Source organism: Aeromonas sp. 603404 (genome assembly GCF_049171775.1).
In the GTDB taxonomy this organism is placed as follows: domain Bacteria; phylum Pseudomonadota; class Gammaproteobacteria; order Enterobacterales; family Aeromonadaceae; genus Aeromonas; species Aeromonas veronii_A.
Window position 1 is genome coordinate 304393 of sequence record NZ_JAAKPE010000002.1, and the last position, 17001, is coordinate 321393.

The following is a 17001-nucleotide window of genomic DNA, read 5'->3' on the forward strand; positions in this document are numbered from 1 at the left end:
GGGAAGGAGGATTATCATGGAACAGATCCGCGTGCTGGGGGCCACCATGCTGGCCATGGTCTCCGCTCTTGTCTCTCCGATAACATGGTCTGCCGAGGCGAATGGCGATGCAACCCTGACCCTTGCCCCTCGTCAGGTGACTGACTGGCTGACGCTGGATGGCACCGTCAGTGCCATCAATCAGGGGACGGTGGCGGCCCAGACCAGCGGCCGGGTCTCCCGCATGCTGGTGGATGTGAACGATCAGGTGCAGGCGGGGCAGCCGCTGCTGGAGATCAGCGGCAAAGAGCAGTTTGCCGCCGTCACGGGGGCCGAGGCGCGGCTGGCGCGGGCGCAGGCTCAGCAAGTGGAAGCCGAGCGCCAGCTTGCCCGTTTTCAGGCGCTGATTGCCAAGGGGGTGATCACCCGCGCCCAGCTCGACAATGCCCAGGCGACGGATCGCGCCGCCCGCGCCGAGGTGAATGCTGCCGATGCGGCTCTCACTCAGGCCCGCGAGGCCTACGGTTATACCCGCATTCTGGCTCCCTACGCCGGGGTGGTGACCAAACGGCTGGTAGAGCTGGGGGAGACTGTCGCCCCCGGTACCCCACTGCTCTCCGGCTTCTCTCTCGACACACTGCGGGTGGAGGTGGAGTTGCCCCAATCCGCCCTGACGCTCGTTCGTGAGCCTGCGGATGTGCAGGTGCTGCTGCCGGATGGCAAGCTTGTTACCCCGGTCAAATTGACCCGCTTTAACTATGCCGACAGCCAGAGCCACGCCTTCAGGTTGCGCCTCGACTTGCCGCCGCAAACCGCCGGGGTATTGCCCGGCATGTGGCTCAAGGTGCAGCTCAAGCAGGGTGAACGTCAGGTGTTGCAGGTGCCGGATCGCGCCCTGCTGCGGCAAGGGGAGTTCAATGGCGTCTATCTGCTGCAGCCCGCTGGTTGGGCCCTGACGCCGGTGCGGGTCGGCCATTGCGTCGAGGGACAGTGCGAGATCCTGGCCGGGCTGCAAGCCGGTGACAAGCTGGCTCCCGATGCCTGGGCGCAGCAGCAGGAGGTGGCCCATGAGTAGCGAGCTGAACGGCAACAAGGAGAGGCTGGGGCCTGCCGGTCGGCTGGCTGCGCTGTTTCAGGGCTCGGCCATCACGCCGCTGCTGGCGCTGTTGGGGCTGTTGCTCGGCCTGTTTGCGGTGCTGGTGACCCCCAAGGAGGAGGAGCCGCAGATCGATGTCACCTTCGCCGATGTCTACATTCCCTTCCCGGGAGCCAGCCCGACTGAAGTGGCCTCTCTCGTCACCACCCCTGCCGAGCAGGTGGTCTCCCAGATAAAGGGAATTGATACCCTCTACTCTTTCTCCCAACCCGATGGCGCCCTGCTGGTGGTGGTGTTCAAGGTGGGGGTGAGCCGCGAACAGGCCATCGTCGATCTCAACAACCAACTCGACTCCCACCGTGACTGGCTGCCACAGGGGATCGGAGTCGGTCAGCCGCTGGTGAAACCCCGGGGGATCGATGATGTCCCCATCGTCAGTCTGACCTTATGGAGCAAAGAGGGGAGCAAGCAACTGGGGGCCCCCGAACTGACCCGGGTCGCCCATGAGCTGGAGACCGAACTCAAGCGCATTCCCGGTACCCGCGATATTTACACGCTGGGCAGCCAGAGTGCCGTGTTGCGGGTGATGCCGGATCCGGCGGCCCTCAGCGCCCACGGCATCAGCTGGGGCGAGCTGAGTCAGCGCCTTTCGGCCGCCAATCAGGTGGGCCCGACACAGGCCACCTGGCAGGACAACAGTGAGATCAAGGTACAGGTGGGGCAGTTCCTGCAAAGCGAGCAGGAGGCTAGAGAGCTGGTGGTGGGGCTGCACGACGGCAAGCCGGTCTATCTGGGGGAGGTGGCCAAGGTCTCTCTGGGTCAGGAGACCCCGACCAAGCGCAGCTGGATGGGGCTGGGACAGGCCAGTTATCCGGCGGTGACCCTGGCCATCGGCAAGCAGCCGGGCCAGAATGCGGTCGATGTGGCCAAGCGGGTGGAGGCGCGGGTCGAAAGTTTGCAGAACCGACTGATCCCTGCCGGGGTCGAGGTGACGGTGACCCGGGACTACGGCGTCACCGCCGAGACCAAATCCAACACCTTGATCGGCAAGCTGATTTTTGCCACCACGGCGGTGGTGCTGCTGGTGCTGGTGAGCATGGGTTGGCGAGAGGCGCTGGTGGTGGGCGTTGCCATCGTTATCACCCTGGCACTGACCCTGTTTGCCAGCTGGGCCTGGGGCTTTACCCTCAACCGGGTGTCGCTGTTTGCGCTGATCTTCTCCATCGGCATTCTGGTGGATGACGCTATCGTGGTGGTGGAGAACATCCACCGCCATCGCGGTTTGGGCAAGGGGGCGCTCAAGGATCTGATACCGGGGGCGGTGGATGAGGTGGGAGGGCCGACCATACTGGCGACCCTGACCGTTATCGCGGCCCTGCTGCCGATGGCCTTTGTCAGTGGCCTGATGGGTCCCTACATGAGCCCCATCCCCATCAATGCCAGCATGGGGATGCTTATCTCCCTGCTGGTGGCCTTCATCTTCTCCCCCTGGCTGGCGAGCCATTTGCTCAAGGGTGAGGTGCACGGTGCCCACGGCGAGGCCAAGGCTGGTCTTTTTCACCGGCTGATGACTCCTTTCCTGATTGGTGATGGCGCCAAGCGCGCCAGACGCAAACTCTGGCTGGTGGTGTTGCTGCTGGTCGGGGCCGCCACCGCAATGCCGGTGGTGCAGTGGGTGGTGCTCAAGATGCTTCCCTTTGACAACAAGTCGGAATTTCAGCTGGTGCTCGATATGCCGGAGGGGGCGACCCTGGAGCAGACCGAGCGCACCCTGCTGGCGGTTGGGCGGGAGCTTGCCAAGGTGGAGGAGGTGAAGGATTACCAGATCTACGCCGGCACCGCCGCCCCCATCAATTTCAACGGGCTGGTGCGCCACTACTTTATCCGCAGCGGCGCCAACGTGGGGGATATTCAGGTCAATCTGGTGGACAAGCATGAGCGGGAGCGCAGCAGTCACCAGATTGCCCAGTCGGTTCGGGAGCCGCTGCAGGCCATCGCCAGTGCGGCAGGGGGCAACCTCAAGGTGGTAGAGGTGCCGCCCGGCCCGCCAGTCTGGTCCCCCATAGTCGCGGAAGTGTATGGCCCGACGCCTGCCGCCCGTGAAGCGGCGGCGCGCGCCGTACAGGCTCGTTTTGTGGCCACAGGGGATCTGGTGGACGTGGATATCTATCTGACCGACCCGCAGCCCAAGTGGCGGCTGGTGGTGGATCGCAGCAAGGCGGCCCTGCTCGGGGTCGATCTCGGGGATCTGGTGAACACCCTCAATGGCGGGGTGGGTTATCAGGATGCCAGCTGGCTGCAGGGGCATGGTGCCAAGTATCCGGTGCCGATCCGCATCGAACTGGCACCCGGTGACAAACGGGATCTGGCGGGCGTGCTGGCCCTCAAGGTGCGCAGCCAGAGCGGCCAGCTGGTGCGGGTCTCCGAGCTGGTGAGTCGCCGTGATGAGGTGGCCCCCAGCTATATCATGCACAAGAACATGCAGCCCATGGTGATGGTGGTGGCCGACATGGGTGGCCATACCGACAGCCCGCTCTACGGCATGTTTGCCGCCGGTGCCGATATCGACCTGCCCCAATATTACGTGCAGCAGCCCGACAAGCTGGGGGAGGTGGCGCTGTTGTGGGACGGGGAGTGGAAGATCACCTACGAGACCTTCCGCGACATGGGGCTAGCCTACGGGGTGGGGATGATCCTCATCTACCTGCTGGTGGTGGCCCAGTTCCGCTCCTATCTGGTGCCACTCATCATCATGGCGCCCATTCCGCTCACCATCATAGGGGTGATGCCGGGCCACGCCCTGCTGGGGGCCCAGTTTACCGCCACCTCGATGATCGGGATGATCGCCCTGGCCGGGATCATCGTACGCAACAGCATCCTGCTGGTGGACTTTATCGAGCAGCAGCGCCGCGCCGGGGTGGCGTTCGAGCAGGCGGTGATCGAAGCGGCGCAGGTGCGGGCCAAACCCATCATGCTGACGGCGCTGGCAGCGATGATCGGAGCCCTGTTTATCCTCGATGATCCCATCTTCAACGGACTGGCCATCAGCCTGATTTTCGGGATCCTGGTCTCCACTTTGCTCACCCTGGTGGTGATACCCTTGCTCTATTATGCCCTGCTCTCCCGACGCTCATGACGGGAGTCACTAGCGAAAGGATGCGCGATGAAGAGAGGTTGGTTGTGGTGGGGAAGTGGCGCTGTGGTAGCGGCTGCTGCTCTGGCATGGTGGTGGCGACCGCAGCCGACGCCGATCAGGCTGGCTGAGGTCGGGCGGGGGGATGTGCTGGTCACTGTAGTCAACACCCGGGCCGGCACCATCAAGTCGTGTCAGCGGGCCGGGCTCAGTCTGCCCGGTGGTGGCGTGGTGGAGCAGATCGCCGTCAAGGCCGGGGAGCGGGTGGCTCGGGGAGATCTGCTGCTGACCCTCTGGAGCGACGATATTCACGCCGATCTCGCCCGGGCCCGCGCCCAGCAGGCTCTTGGCAAGACCCAGCGCGAGGAGCGTTGCAGCGAGGCGGCCTACTACGAGCGGGAGGCCAACCGGCTGGCCACCTTGCTGGCCAAAAACCTCACCTCCCGCACCCTCGCTGAGCAGGCCCAGAATCTGGCCGATACCCGCCGCTATGTCTGTCAGGCATCCCGTCAGCAGGAGCGGGTCGACGAGGCGCAGGTTGCCCAGGTGGAGGCTCGCTTGAGCGAGCGTCGCCTGTTGGCGCCGTTTGCCGGAGTGGTGGCGGAGGTCAACAGCAAGCTGGGCGAATACATGACCCCCTCACCGCCCGGAGTGGCCATGCCCCCGGTTATCGATCTCATCGACGATCGCTGTCTGTATGTCTCTGCCCCCATCGATGAGGTGGATGCCGCCCGCCTCAAGGTGGGCCAGTCTGCCCGGGTACTGCTCGATGCCATGCCCGGGCGCGATTTTGCCGCCACCGTCACCCGTATCGCCCCCTATGTGAAGGAGCTGGAGAAGCAGGCCCGCACCGTGGAGGTGGAGGCGGCGCTCACTGCTCTGCCCACCGATGTGCCCCTGCTTATCGGCTACAGCGCTGACCTCGAAGTCGAAGTGACCCGCGCCACCGATGTGCTGCGGGTAGCGGCCAGCAGCCGGGCCGACGATGGCAGTGTGCTGCGGCTGGAAGGGGATAAGCTGGTGCGTGTGGTACCCCGCTGGGGTGTGGAGAACTGGAACTGGATTGAAGTCGCCGAGGGGCTCGCTGCCGGTGATCGGCTGGCGGCCCAGCCCGGACAGATTGTCGGGGAGGGCCCTTTCAGCGCCGCCACGGAGCAGACGGATGAGTGATCTCATTCGCCTTGATGCAGTCAGCCGTCGCTTCACTCTGGGGGGGAGCGAAGTAGCTGCCCTCGATCGTGTTTCCCTGCGGGTTGCCGAGGGGGAGTATCTGGCGGTGATGGGCCCCTCGGGCTCCGGCAAATCGACCCTGCTCAATGTGTTGGGGCTGCTGGATCGGCCCGATGAGGGGCGTTACTGGCTGGGAGGGGAGGACACCGCCACCCTGTCAGAACCGGCGCTGGCCCAGCTGCGCGGCCATCGCATCGGCTTCGTGTTCCAGTCGTTTCACCTTATCTCCCGCCTCACCGCCCGTGAAAACGTCGAGCTGCCGCTGATGCTGTGCGGGATCGCCCCCGCCGAGCGCCATCGCCGCAGCCAGCAGTTGCTGGGGGATCTGGGGCTGGAGAACCGGGCCGGACACCGCCCTGCCGAGCTCTCCGGCGGTCAGCGTCAGCGGGTAGCCATCGCCCGGGCCATGGCAATGGCGCCGCGGCTGATCCTGGCCGACGAGCCCACCGGCAATCTCGACTCCCGCTCCGGGGAGGAGGTGATTACCCTGCTGGAGGAGCTCAACCGGGAGCAGAGGATCACGCTGGTGGTGGTGACCCACGATCCGCACCTCGGGGAACGGGCGGGCAGGCGGATCCTGATGAACGATGGCCGCATCAACATTGATAGCGGCGGTGGCTGAATGCGGCGCCCCGATGTGATCCGCTTTGCCGCCGTGGCCCTGCTGCGCCAGCGCTCACGGGCGCTGGTCTTGATCCTGGCGGTGAGTTTGAGCGTCACCTCTGTGCTGCTGCTCACCGCGCTGGGGGATGGGGCGAGGCGCTATGTGGCCGACCAGTTCAGCTCCCTTGGCAAGGATCTGCTGGTGATGTTCCCGGGCCGCAAGGAGACCACCGGTGGGCTGCCGCCGGTCACCGGAAACAGTCTGCGGCAGATCACTCTCGATGACATGCACTACCTTGGCCAGCACCAGCCAAACGTGCGGCTGGTGCCGCTGGTGATGGGCTTTGCCGAGGCCAAACAGGGGGCGCGGCTGCGCCAGACCATGCTGCTTGGCAGCAGCAACGGGCTGCGCGATACCCACGGGCTGGAGCTGCTCTCCGGCCGCTGGCTGCCGGGGGATGCCGCAGAGGATCGACCGGCCGTCCTGCTCGGGGCCGTGGTGGCCCGTGAGCTGTTTGGTCAGGCCGATCCGGTCGGCCAGTGGCTGCGTTTTGACAATCGTCGCTTTCGGGTGGTGGGGGTCTTCACCAGCCAGAGCAGCAATCTGGGGATGGACATGGCCGAAGCCGCGCTGATCCCGGTCGGTAGCGCCATGCGGCTGTTCAACACCGAGGGGCTGTTTCGGCTGCTGATCCAGCCGCTGGCGGGGCAAGCGGTGCCGCCGCTGGTCAAGCGACTGGAGCAGCTGATGCAGGCGCGCCACGGGGTGCTCGATGTGACAGTGGTGCGCCGTGACGCCATGCTGGCCACCTTCTCCACCATTCTCTCGACTCTCACCCTGGCAGTTGCCGGCATCGGTGCCATCAGCCTACTGGTCTCCGGCATCATGATGATGAATCTGGCGCTGATCAGCACCCGCCAGCGCACCGGCGAGATCGGCCTGCTCAAGGCGCTGGGGGCCGACAGTCACCAGATCCGCCAGCTGTTTCTGTGGGAGGCGCTGTTGCTGAGCGGCAGTGGCGCGCTGTTTGGCACGGTCTTGGGCTATGCCCTTGTTGCCCTCGCCGGAGTGATTTGGCCCGGATTTCCGGCGGCGGTCCCTCTGATCGCTACTTTCTGCACCATACCGGCGGCCCTGCTGACCGGGCTGTTTTTTAGCTGGCTGCCCGCCTCCCGGGCGGCACGGCAAGATCCGGTCAGCAGCCTGCGCAGCGGGCAATGGAGTGGTGGCTGATGCGCTCCGCCGATCTGCTGTTCTGGCTCTGGCGCGCCTTGCTGGCGGGGCGCAGTCGCAGCCTGCTGTCTGCGCTCGGCATCGCCATCGGGATCGCCTCGGTGACCCTGCTCACTGGCATCGGCGAGGGGCTCAGGCTCTATCTGCTCGACAGCTTCTCCCAATTTGGCACCCGGTTGATCGCCGTGACCCCGGGCAAGACCGAAACCGCAGGCGGCCCGCCCGGCATCCTCTCCAGCAGCCGTCCCCTGCTGCTGGAGGATGCCGATGCCCTCGCCAGATTGGCAGGGGTAGAGGCGGCGCTCCCTGTAGTGCAGGGGCAGGGGGAGGTGCGCAGCCGAGGATTGACCCGCAGCACCGCCATTCTGGGCACAGGTCCGGCGGCACTCTCAGGCTGGCGACTCACCCTGGTGCAAGGGCGTTTTCTGCCCGCGGACGACAGTGCCATGCCCCGCGCCTATGCGGTGCTGGGGGCCAAGGTGGCGGCTGAGCTGTTTCCCGGCGGCGATGGGCCTGGCAGTCTGCTGCGCGCCGGTGATCGCCGTTTTCGGGTGGCCGGGGTATTGGCCCCCAAAGGGCAATTTCTCGGCTTTGATCTGGACGACATGATCTATCTGCCAGCCGCTCACGCCCAGGCGCTGTTCAACAAGGAGGGGCTGCAGGAGATCGACGTCATCTATCGCGCCGGGCAGACGGAGCCCGAGATCACCGCCCAGATCAGGCGGCTGCTGATCGCCCGCCACGGCGCCGAGGATTTCACCCTCACCTCCCAGCAGGACATGCTGACCAGCCTCGACAAGATCCTCTCCATCATCAAGCTGGCGGTTGGCGGGCTCGGCATTATCTCGCTGCTGATCGGGGCGGTCGGCATCTTCAGCATCATGAGTATCGCCCAGCAGGAGCGGATCCCCGAGGTGGGCTTGCTGATGGCGTTGGGTTGTCCACGGCGGCGCATTCTATTGCTGTTCCTGCTCGAAGCCGTGGTGCTGGCGCTGCTGGGCGGAGCCATGGGGTTGGCCCTGCTCGGGGGGATCAAGCTGCTGCTCACCCTGCTGGCGGCTGGCTTGCCGCTCACCCTCCATCCTCTCTATCTGCTGCTGGCGCTCGGTTGCAGCGCTCTGGTGGGTCTGTTGGCCGGGGTCGCTCCTGCACTGCGGGCAGTGCGTCTCGACCCCGTGGTAGCCCTGCGCGGTGACTAGGCCGCCCCTTCCGCAAGAGGCGCGTTACGCTCGGGTCTGAACAGGGGGGAACTAGGCGACCACCTCCGCAACCGACAGGCTGCGCTCGGGTCTGAACAGGGGGGAACTAGGCGACCACCTCCGCAACCGACAGGCTGCGCTCAGATCTGAACAGGGGGAAGTAGCGGCGATCCGCCTGACTCATGTGGCCGACCACCAGCTCCTGAATGATGAAGTTGAGCAACTCGTCGTTGCCCAGTGTTCCCGCTTTGGCGGCGTGCAGCAGCTGGCTCGCCTTGTTGAGCAGGCGTTGGTGATCCTGACGGTGGTTGACGAGTTCCTGATAGTCGATCTCCGCCAGCATCTGCTCTTCAAAGGCGAAGTGATGGCGGGCCATGTCGAACAGGCTCTCCAGACTCTCCAGAAACGGGGCCGGATCCTCATGCTGATCTTTCATCCGCTCCAGCAGCCGGTTGGTCAATACGAAGAGCTGGCGATGCTCGGCATCGATACGGGGGTGACCGCACTCGTGGCCGGGTTGCCACAGCAGGGCGCCCTGCTCGGGATCAAGACCTTCGGTATAGAGGCAGACCCGGCCGCGGCCGCGATTCTTCGCCTGATACATGGCCTGATCGGCGTGGTGCATCAGGGTCTTGGCATCCTCCCCGTGCTCGGGATAGAGCGCCAGCCCGATACTGCTGGAGATAAGCAGCTCCTGCCCCTCCAGCTGGAACGGATGGCGCAGCTGCTGGTGCAGCTTGTCGGCCACCGCCAGCACTTCGTCGCCACTCTCTGGCAGCAAGATAACGAACTCGTCGCCCCCCAGCCGTGCCACCAGATCCTGTTTGCGCACGCAGTGGCTCATCCGCTCGGCCACCATATTGAGCAGAATATCCCCGGTCTCATGGCCGAAGGTGTCGTTGATCGGCTTGAAGTGATCGAGATCGATAAACATCAATGCCAGCGGACGGGGCGTCTCCTGCTCCATCAGCTCCTTGAGCCGTTGCTGCAGCAAGCGGCGATTGGGCAGCCCGGTGAGGGGGTCGTAGAAGGCGAGGCGGAGCATCATCTCCTCCCGTGCTGCCCGCTCGGTGATATCCCGGGTGACCCCGAGGATCGCCTCCGGCTGGGCATTGTGGTTGCCATGGAGGGTGGTGATGGTTTCGGTCGCCACCAGATGGCCATCCTTGTGGCGCAGCTGGGTGCGAATGACCCGGCGAGTCTGGTCATGTTCCCCCCGCTGCCAGGCATCCAGGGTGGCGGAGATCTCCTCGCGCAGCAGTTGCCTTGAGGCATCCGGCAGCAGCTGTTTGAGGGGCAGGGCAAACAGCTCTGGAGCCTCGTAGCCGCTCAGAGGAGTGATGGCCGGGCTGACGTAGCGAAAGCGCAAGCTGGCGGCATCCATGGTCCAGATCACATCGGCGCTGTTCTCCGCCACGAAGCGATAGTGCTGCTCGCTCTGGGCCAGTTCACGGGTCAGCCGCTGGCGATCCCGCGCCTCCTCGCGCAGGCGTAGATAGAGGTGCAAAAAGATGCCGAGCAGGGTCATCAGGGTAAAGGTGATGAGCATGGCAACCGCCACGCTCTTGTCGAGCAGTTGCCGTTGCTGGCGCAGCCGCTCCTGCGCCGGATCGTAGATAAAGCGGTCGAGGTTGGGCAATACCGTGAGCATGCCCGCCTCCAGATAGGTTTTGGCGATCTGCAGCCAGCGCTCCTGCTGCATGTAGCCAGGTTCGATAAGATCCGGCTGCATCAGCTCTCTGGTTTCGCGAGCCTCGAACTCCAGCTGTTCACGGCCAGCCCCGGTCGGGTACTGCTCCATGATGAGGTTGATCATCTCTTCGGGGTGGTCCATCGCATAGCGCCACCCCTTGAGGCTGGCCTGCTGGAAGGCGTAGACCCGATCCTGTCGGGTGATCAGCTCCCGCTCGGAGGTAAACAGGTTGTCGCCGTAGAAGTCGAAGTCGATGGTGCGCGGACTGAAGACCCGATAGGGGATCCCTTTTTGTTGCAGATAGAAGGGCTCGGTAGTGCTGTAGGCGCTGATGGCATCCACCTTGCCCGCCAGCAGTGCCTCTATCCCCTGTTTATAGGGGAGGGTGACCCAGTCGCGGCTGCGGGTCTGGTTGGAAAGGTAGGTCAGCAGCTCGTTGGAGCCCGGCTCCAGCATCAGTCGCTTGTTGGCCAGATCGGCCGGGTTGCGAATATCTGGCCTATCCAGCGTGAGCAGAACCAGCGGCGAGTGCTGCAGCAGGGCGGCGAGCACCACCACCGGACGACCGGCAGCCCGATCCAGCAGCAGATCACTGCCGCTGATGCCAAACTGGGCCTTTCCCGAGATCACCTCGCTGACCACATCGGTGCGGGAGTCCGCTTCGCGCAGGGTGACATGCAGACCGGCCTCCCGATAAAACCCTTTGGCGATGGCCGCGTAGTAACCGGCAAACTGGAACTGGTGTTGCCACGGCAACTGGACGATGACCTGCTCGCCGGCTCGCACGGGGGGCGAGGTCAGGGTCGCGATGACCATACTGACCAGCATTGGCAGAAACCAGCTGAGGGGCTGGCGGGGGGCTGCGTTCTCCGTCATACAACGTTTCTCTCGGGAGCGGTGTCTAGGCTAGATTCAAGCAATTTTGTGTCACCTGCAAGGGGAGAAAAGGCGTTTGCAATGGGGTATAGGGGGGTTGGAAAGTCATTTTTGTGTCGTTCATCACACGGGATGGATACATGCCGTTTTTTTGCAAGTTATGTGACCAATAAGAGAGTCATATGGCCTATCGAAGTGGTCGCATTCTAGCCACTTTTTCCCGTTTTTATCGTTGTCATTGTGGCTTGACTGCATTTTTTCCGTGGTTGCACGTCAAGCTGTGTCGTTATATCAATAGATACTTTTATGGGGCGGTCAGGTGTGACGCAAATGTATCGCGGCTGCTGCGCACCGGTTAATGTGCGATGGCTCAGTGATGGTACCCCGTCAGTGTTATCATGCTGCCCCCAGTTCCGGATAAGGTCTTTTTATGTCCCGCTTGCGTCTGCTTCTCTCCGACTCTCACGATCCCCTGTTCAATCTGGCCGTTGAGGAGTGCATTTTCCGCCAGATGGACCCCGGCCAGCGGGTGCTGTTCCTCTGGCGCAATGCCAATACCGTGGTGATTGGCCGTGCCCAGAATCCGTGGAAGGAGTGCAATACCCGCCGCATGGAAGAGGACGGGGTAACCTTGGCGCGTCGCAGCAGCGGTGGCGGCGCCGTGTTCCACGACCTTGGCAACAGCTGCTTCACCTTCATGGCGGGCAAGCCGGAGTATGACAAGAGCGTCTCCACCGCCATCGTGCTGGACGGGCTCAAGCGATTGGGGATCGAGGCGTTTGCCTCCGGTCGCAACGATCTGCTGGTGGCGACCCCGGACGGGGAGCGCAAGGTATCGGGGTCGGCCTATCGGGAGACTCTGGATCGCGGGTTTCACCACGGCACCCTGCTGCTGGATGCCGATCTCGGCCGTCTTGCCAACTATCTCAACCCCGACCCCAAGAAGCTGGCGGCCAAGGGGATCACCTCGGTGCGCAGCCGGGTGGCCAATCTGTGTGAACTGCTGCCGGGGCTCGACCATCAACAGGTGAGTGAGGCGCTGGTCGAGGCCTTCTTCCACCATTACGGCGCGCGAGTTGAGCCCGAGCATATCTCCCCGGAGAAGATGCCGGATCTGCCCGGTTTTGCCGAGACCTTCGCCCGTCAGCGCAGTTGGGAGTGGAACTATGGTCATGCCCCGGCCTTCAGCCATCTGCTGGAGGAGCGGTTCAGCTGGGGCGGTGTGGAGCTGCACTTTGATGTGGAGAAAGGGGTTATCACCCGGGCGCAGCTCTTTAGCGATACTCTGGAGCCGGCCCCGTTTGATCTGCTGGCGGCCGAACTGGCGGGTTGTGGCTATCGACCGGACGCTGTTGCCGCTCGCCTGCAGCCCTGGCTGGCGGCCTTCCCGCAGCAGCAGGGCGAGCTGGCGGAGTTTGCCGAGTGGCTGTTGACCTCCCTGCGTTGAGAGGAGCGCTGTACTGGTGGCGGTCCGGTAGTGAGGGCGCTGTCAGCCAGGATGGGAGCAAGATCACGAAATATAAAGAGGCGCCTCAAAGGCGCCTTTTTGCCAGCCCTTGTGATGGCTGATACATGACAAAAAGTAGGGTAGGCCATTAGATATTGTCACTGTTGGCCCCGCTGGTACAGGGGTATAACGGCCGCACATTTGCTGTACTAATGGTATAAAAATGAGTGACTTAGTTTATCTGCAAGACGAAAGCGTCAATGCCGTCCACCCCGATTTCTCCGCCCGTTTCGCCACCGTCAAAGCCAACTTTTTCTCGCGCAATCCCGATCTCTGGCCCGTTTTTCGCGAACCCGGATTTGCCACCCTCAACGAATTTCGGGCCCGTGGTCTGGCCCCCGATACCCGTTTGAATGCCTGGCCTGATGGCCGCGCCCGGCTTGCCGACCTTTGTGAGACCATGCCGGTGCCCGCCACCATGCGCACTCCGGGCGAGCCGATGGCCGAGCTGTTGTTTGCCGCCGCGCTGTCGAAGGATTGGGAGAACCCCTCCAGCGTCGAGAACGTCATCACCATGTCGGCGGATCCCGCTATCTATGGCGCCCAGCTGGGTATTCTGGCCAACCCCAATCTGGTCTACTCCGAATACGCTGGAGTGGCCGAGGAGCTGGAGAAGAAGGTGGTACGCCAGATTGCGCTGCTGGCAGGCTATGACCCCGAGCGGGCCACCGGCATCTTCACCCAAGGGGGGACCTTCTGTAACCTCTACGGCTACCTGCTCGGCATTCGCAAAAGCTTGCCGGAAGCCAAGCACAAGGGGCTAGGCCACTATCAGGATTACCGCATCATCAACTCCCAGGGCGGTCACTACTCCAATATCACCAACCTCTCCCTGCTCGGGGTCGACATCGAGAACAAGACCATCCGCATTCAGGTCGGCGAGAACAACGACATCGATCTCGACCATCTCGAGCGCACCCTGACCGCCTGTTTTGCCCTGAAACACGTGGTGCCCACCATCATGCTCACCATGGGCACTACCGACACTTTCGGGGTGGATCAGGTGAAACCCGTGTTCGAGCTGCGCAATCGCCTCTGCGAGCAGTTTGAGGTGGCGGTCAAGCCGCACATCCACGTCGATGCAGCTATCGGCTGGTCGATGATCTTCTTCCTGGGTTACGACTTTGCCGCCAACCCGCTCGCCATCAACAGCGCCACTCTGGCGGGGATCGAGCGCAACGTGGCGCGCTTTGCCGAGCTCAAATATGCCGACTCCTTCACCGTCGACTTCCAGAAGTGGGGCTATGTGCCCTACACCTCCAGTCTGGTGATGATTAAAGAGCAGGATGACCTCAAAGCGATGGAGAATGACCCGGAGAACTTCTCCTACTTCGAGCGGGACATTCAGGGCCAGACCCACCTGCAATCCACCATTGAGTGCTCCCGCGGCGCGAGCGGCCTGTTCGGTGCCTATGCGGCGCTCAACTATATGGGGGTCGAGGGGTATCGCACCGTGCTGGCCCACTGCCTGCAAAATGCCAACTACTTCCGCTTCCGGTTAAGCCAGCTTGGCAACGTCAAGCTGGTGGCGCAGGAGAACCAGGGGCCGAGCGTCGGCTTCAAGATCTACAACCCCGAGTGGGTGAGCGATCCGGAGGCCGAGTTCGCCTTCGAGCTGGCCCGCTCCAGCGATCCTGCCTACAAGGCGCGGTTGCAGCGCAATACCGACTATCACCGCAGCCTGTTCAAGGGGCGCGGCAAGGTGGGTCTCTATACCAACTGGGTGGAGGCGGTGGCCCACTCCGACTATGACGCCCGCGGGAAATACTCCTACATCGCCGGAGAGAAAGCGGTCTTTATGAATCCGGCTTGCACTCGCGAGCAGATCGACGCCTTTATCGACCATATTCGCGGTTGATGGATGTTGCTCTGACAGTCGAGCGCGGCCTGTGATGGCAAGAGGCGGTCAGGGTACCTCGCCAACAGATAAACAAAGGGCAAGCCAATTGGCTTGCCCTGCTGTTTTTACGGCATAGAGCTTAAGTAGTGGGGAAGGCCTAGTTCAGAGAACCAGCAGTTGCTCGTTCTCGACAATCTCGCACCCAGCGGGCAGTTTCGAGAGGGCGATCATGGCGCGGGCCACCTGACGGGCCTCGATGGCGCGCCAGCGGGCGAGCTTGCCTACCAGCAGCGGCCGAAACAGCGGGTAGATGGTCTGAAAGATCTGCTCGGAGAGGCGCGGTGGCTGGCGATCCCCGAGCAGCATGGCGGGCCGCACGATGGCGAGCCGTGGCCAGGATTGGGCCAGCAGGGCCTGCTCCATCTCCCCCTTGGTACGCGGATAGGGAGCCGGGGACGATGCGCTGGCCCCCATGCTCGAGACCACGATGAGCCGTTGACAGCCGTGGCGGCGGGCCAGCTCGGCAAAGGCGATCACATAGTCGAGATCGACCCGGCGAAACGCCTCGGCAGAGCCCGCCTCCTTGCGGGTAGTACCGAGGGCACAGAAGGCGATATCCACCGGGCGGGAGAGGGTGACGCTGGCCAGATCATCAAAATTGACCGGTAGCCAGTGGTGCGCCTCCTTGCCCGGCTTGCGACAGAGCAGGGTCAGTTCATGTTCGGCAGGCAGTTGCTGCACCAGTTCGCGACCGATCAGGCCGCTGGCTCCGGCAATCAGGATCCGGCTCATGGGGATTCTCCCTGTGTCATTCGATGGTGTTGATGCCATGGCGGCTGTTCATCAGCATCAGGCAATTTGCGAGCAGCTGCAATGGGGGAGATGACACTGTATCACCTGACAGGATCACGGGCAGGATGAATTACGCGGGGCTGGATAAAACAAAACCGGCGCGAGGCCGGTTTTGCGGGATATCAGAGCGGGGTATTGAAAGCTGCTGGCAGCGGGAAGTCACCCGTCACTGTGGTCAGCCTGTCGTTGGCGAAGGTGACGGTGAGCTCTTTGCGCTCCTTGTCGCCGTGGCCCGGCTGGAATTCATAGAGGTAGTACCAGGTGTTGGGGTCAAAGCCGTCACGCAGCATGGGGGTCCCCAGTACATAGCTGACCTGCTCGCGGGTCATCCCCTGGCGCAGTTTGTCGACCTGTTTTTGTTCCACATAGTTGCCTTGGGGAATATCGATACGATAGACCAGGCTGCAACCGGAGAGGGTGAGGGCGGTCAAAGCCGCGGCAATCAGGTGTTTCATCCGCATATCGAGTTCAGATCATCCATACAGTCTTTTTGGCTCGGCAAATCATACCGACTCCCTCCACGGAAGTAAAAAGCCATTGATCCATCAGCCAATAAAAAGGGTCGCACTGCGACCCTTTCTGGCAATCCGGCTGCTGTTACATCGCCGCGCGGAAGATGGCGACGATCTCTTCGTGGCTCGCCTGTTTCGGGTTGGTGAAGCCGCAGGCATCTTTCAGGGCGTTGCTGGCCAGGGTATCGAAGTCATCGGCCTTGACGCCGAGCTGCTCCAGACCGGCCGGGATCTTCACATCCAGCGCCAGCTGCTTGATGGCGGCAATGGCCGCGGCAGCGCCCTGTTCGTCGCTCATGGTGCTCACATCTACACCCATATAGCGGGCTATATCCTTCAGACGAGCGGCGCTCACCTGGGCGTTGAACGCCTGAACGTGGGGCAGCAGCACGGCGTTACAGACACCGTGGGGCAGGTCATAGAAGCCGCCCAGCTGGTGGGCCATGGCGTGCACGTAGCCGAGGCTTGCGTTGTTGAAGGCCATGCCGGCCAGGAACTGGGCATAGGCCATCTGCTCGCGGGCATGCAGGTTATCGCCATGGTGAACAGCGGTGCGCAGGTGCTTGGCAATCAGCTCGATGGCCATCACGGCGCTGGCATCGGTCACCGGGGTGGCGATGGTGGAGACATAGGCCTCGATGGCGTGGGTCAGGGCATCCATGCCGGTGGCGGCGGTGAGACCGGCCGGCTTGGCCAGCATCAGCTCGGGATCGTTGACCGACATCAGCGGGGTAACGTGCTTGTCGATGATGGCCATTTTCACGTGGCGCGCTTCGTCGGTGATGATGCAGAAGCGGGTCATCTCGGAGGCGGTACCGGCGGTGGTGTTGATGGCGATAAGCGGCAACTGTGGCTTGGCGGAGCGATCCACCCCTTCGTAATCCTTGATGCTGCCACCGTTGGCGGCGACCAGCGCAATGCCCTTGGCGCAGTCGTGGGGCGAGCCGCCACCCAGCGAGATGACACAGTCGCAGCCGTTGGCCTTGATCATGGCCAGACCCGCTTCAACGTTGCTGGTGGTGGGGTTGGGTTTGGTCTCATCGAAAACTGCGCTTTCAATGCCATGTTCAGCCAACAGGGTGGTGAGCTTGGCGACCACGCCGATCTGGTTGAGGATTTTGTCGGTGACGATCAGCGCCTTGCGATAGCCGTAACCCTTGATATCGGCGGCAGCCTCTTGCAGACAGCCGGCACCCATCAGGTTGATTGCGGGAATATAGAATTTGAATGTAGCCATGATGGACTTC

General features: G+C 63.0%; 12 protein-coding genes. 8 read left to right on the forward strand and 4 right to left on the reverse strand.

All coding sequences use genetic code 11. From position 1 onward, the window contains the following. The first annotated feature begins 16 nt into the window (after window positions 1-16). The 6 genes from G5306_RS05305 to G5306_RS05330 are packed head-to-tail and all read left to right on the forward strand — an operon-like array spanning window position 17 to window position 8474. The gene (locus G5306_RS05305) at window positions 17-1054 is read left to right on the forward strand and encodes an efflux RND transporter periplasmic adaptor subunit (RefSeq protein ID WP_421171993.1); all 1038 of its coding nucleotides are present in this window, start codon (window positions 17-19) and stop codon (window positions 1052-1054) included. After that, the gene (locus G5306_RS05310; protein ID WP_421312504.1) at window positions 1047-4211 is read left to right on the forward strand and encodes an efflux RND transporter permease subunit; all 3165 of its coding nucleotides are present in this window, start codon (window positions 1047-1049) and stop codon (window positions 4209-4211) included. The genes G5306_RS05305 and G5306_RS05310 overlap by 8 nt, the downstream gene beginning before the upstream one ends. A gap of 27 nt (window positions 4212-4238) precedes the next feature. Then, entirely contained in the window at window positions 4239-5378 is a 1140-nt protein-coding gene (locus G5306_RS05315) for an efflux RND transporter periplasmic adaptor subunit (RefSeq protein ID WP_371177577.1), read from the forward strand. Further along, window positions 5371-6060 (forward strand): ABC transporter ATP-binding protein, encoded by a 690-nt coding sequence (locus G5306_RS05320; protein WP_421312505.1) that lies wholly within the window; start codon window positions 5371-5373, stop codon window positions 6058-6060. The genes G5306_RS05315 and G5306_RS05320 overlap by 8 nt, the downstream gene beginning before the upstream one ends. Further along, window positions 6061-7275: an ABC transporter permease gene (locus G5306_RS05325; RefSeq protein WP_421171991.1), complete on the forward strand. Its 1215-nt coding sequence runs from the start codon at window positions 6061-6063 to the stop codon at window positions 7273-7275. It abuts the gene before it with no gap. Beyond that, the gene (locus G5306_RS05330; RefSeq protein WP_421312506.1) at window positions 7275-8474 is read left to right on the forward strand and encodes an ABC transporter permease; all 1200 of its coding nucleotides are present in this window, start codon (window positions 7275-7277) and stop codon (window positions 8472-8474) included. Before G5306_RS05325 ends, G5306_RS05330 begins: the two co-directional genes overlap by 1 nt. Window positions 8475-8580: 106 nt before the next feature. On the opposite strand, the gene G5306_RS05335 is transcribed toward G5306_RS05330, so the two are convergent. Beyond that, window positions 8581-11043, reverse strand: a complete 2463-nt coding sequence (locus tag G5306_RS05335; protein WP_421312507.1) for a diguanylate cyclase domain-containing protein — start codon at window positions 11041-11043, stop codon at window positions 8581-8583. Between the two features lie 430 nt (window positions 11044-11473). Between G5306_RS05335 and G5306_RS05340 the strand changes: the two genes are divergently transcribed. Both G5306_RS05340 and G5306_RS05345 read left to right on the forward strand, forming a co-directional pair. Next, on the forward strand, window positions 11474-12490 hold the full coding sequence (locus tag G5306_RS05340; RefSeq protein WP_421312508.1) for a lipoate--protein ligase A: 1017 nt from the start codon (window positions 11474-11476) through the stop codon (window positions 12488-12490). 223 nt (window positions 12491-12713) lie between these two features. After that, complete coding sequence (locus G5306_RS05345) at window positions 12714-14408, forward strand: pyridoxal phosphate-dependent decarboxylase family protein (RefSeq protein WP_421312509.1); 1695 nt, start codon at window positions 12714-12716, stop codon at window positions 14406-14408. A 144-nt stretch (window positions 14409-14552) separates the two neighbouring features. Here G5306_RS05345 and G5306_RS05350 read toward each other — a convergent pair whose 3' ends face one another. The 3 genes from G5306_RS05350 to yiaY all read right to left on the reverse strand — a co-directional run bounded on the left by G5306_RS05350 (window position 14553) and on the right by yiaY (window position 16991). Then, a complete protein-coding gene (locus tag G5306_RS05350; protein ID WP_421312510.1) occupies window positions 14553-15182 on the reverse strand; it encodes an NAD(P)H-binding protein in 630 nt (209 codons plus the stop codon). Window positions 15183-15364: 182 nt separating this feature from the next. Further along, complete coding sequence (gene bamE, locus G5306_RS05355) at window positions 15365-15703, reverse strand: outer membrane protein assembly factor BamE (RefSeq protein ID WP_005337980.1); 339 nt, start codon at window positions 15701-15703, stop codon at window positions 15365-15367. 136 nt (window positions 15704-15839) lie between these two features. Further along, entirely contained in the window at window positions 15840-16991 is a 1152-nt protein-coding gene (yiaY, locus tag G5306_RS05360; protein WP_421312511.1) for an L-threonine dehydrogenase, read from the reverse strand. Between the last annotated feature and the right edge of the window lie 10 nt (window positions 16992-17001).

What these genes read in the sequence shown, in the direction of transcription:
- bamE (WP_005337980.1), bottom strand. Translation starts at nt 15,703, where the DNA reads ATGCGGATGAAACACCTGATTGCCGCGGCTTTGACCGCCCTCACCCTC.
- G5306_RS05330 (WP_421312506.1), top strand. Translation starts at nt 7,275, where the DNA reads ATGCGCTCCGCCGATCTGCTGTTCTGGCTCTGGCGCGCCTTGCTGGCG.
- G5306_RS05315 (WP_371177577.1), top strand. Translation starts at nt 4,239, where the DNA reads ATGAAGAGAGGTTGGTTGTGGTGGGGAAGTGGCGCTGTGGTAGCGGCT.
- G5306_RS05320 (WP_421312505.1), top strand. Translation starts at nt 5,371, where the DNA reads ATGAGTGATCTCATTCGCCTTGATGCAGTCAGCCGTCGCTTCACTCTG.
- G5306_RS05340 (WP_421312508.1), top strand. Translation starts at nt 11,474, where the DNA reads ATGTCCCGCTTGCGTCTGCTTCTCTCCGACTCTCACGATCCCCTGTTC.
- G5306_RS05325 (WP_421171991.1), top strand. Translation starts at nt 6,061, where the DNA reads ATGCGGCGCCCCGATGTGATCCGCTTTGCCGCCGTGGCCCTGCTGCGC.
- G5306_RS05335 (WP_421312507.1), bottom strand. Translation starts at nt 11,043, where the DNA reads ATGACGGAGAACGCAGCCCCCCGCCAGCCCCTCAGCTGGTTTCTGCCA.
- G5306_RS05310 (WP_421312504.1), top strand. Translation starts at nt 1,047, where the DNA reads ATGAGTAGCGAGCTGAACGGCAACAAGGAGAGGCTGGGGCCTGCCGGT.
- yiaY (WP_421312511.1), bottom strand. Translation starts at nt 16,991, where the DNA reads ATGGCTACATTCAAATTCTATATTCCCGCAATCAACCTGATGGGTGCC.
- G5306_RS05305 (WP_421171993.1), top strand. Translation starts at nt 17, where the DNA reads ATGGAACAGATCCGCGTGCTGGGGGCCACCATGCTGGCCATGGTCTCC.
- G5306_RS05345 (WP_421312509.1), top strand. Translation starts at nt 12,714, where the DNA reads ATGAGTGACTTAGTTTATCTGCAAGACGAAAGCGTCAATGCCGTCCAC.
- G5306_RS05350 (WP_421312510.1), bottom strand. Translation starts at nt 15,182, where the DNA reads ATGAGCCGGATCCTGATTGCCGGAGCCAGCGGCCTGATCGGTCGCGAA.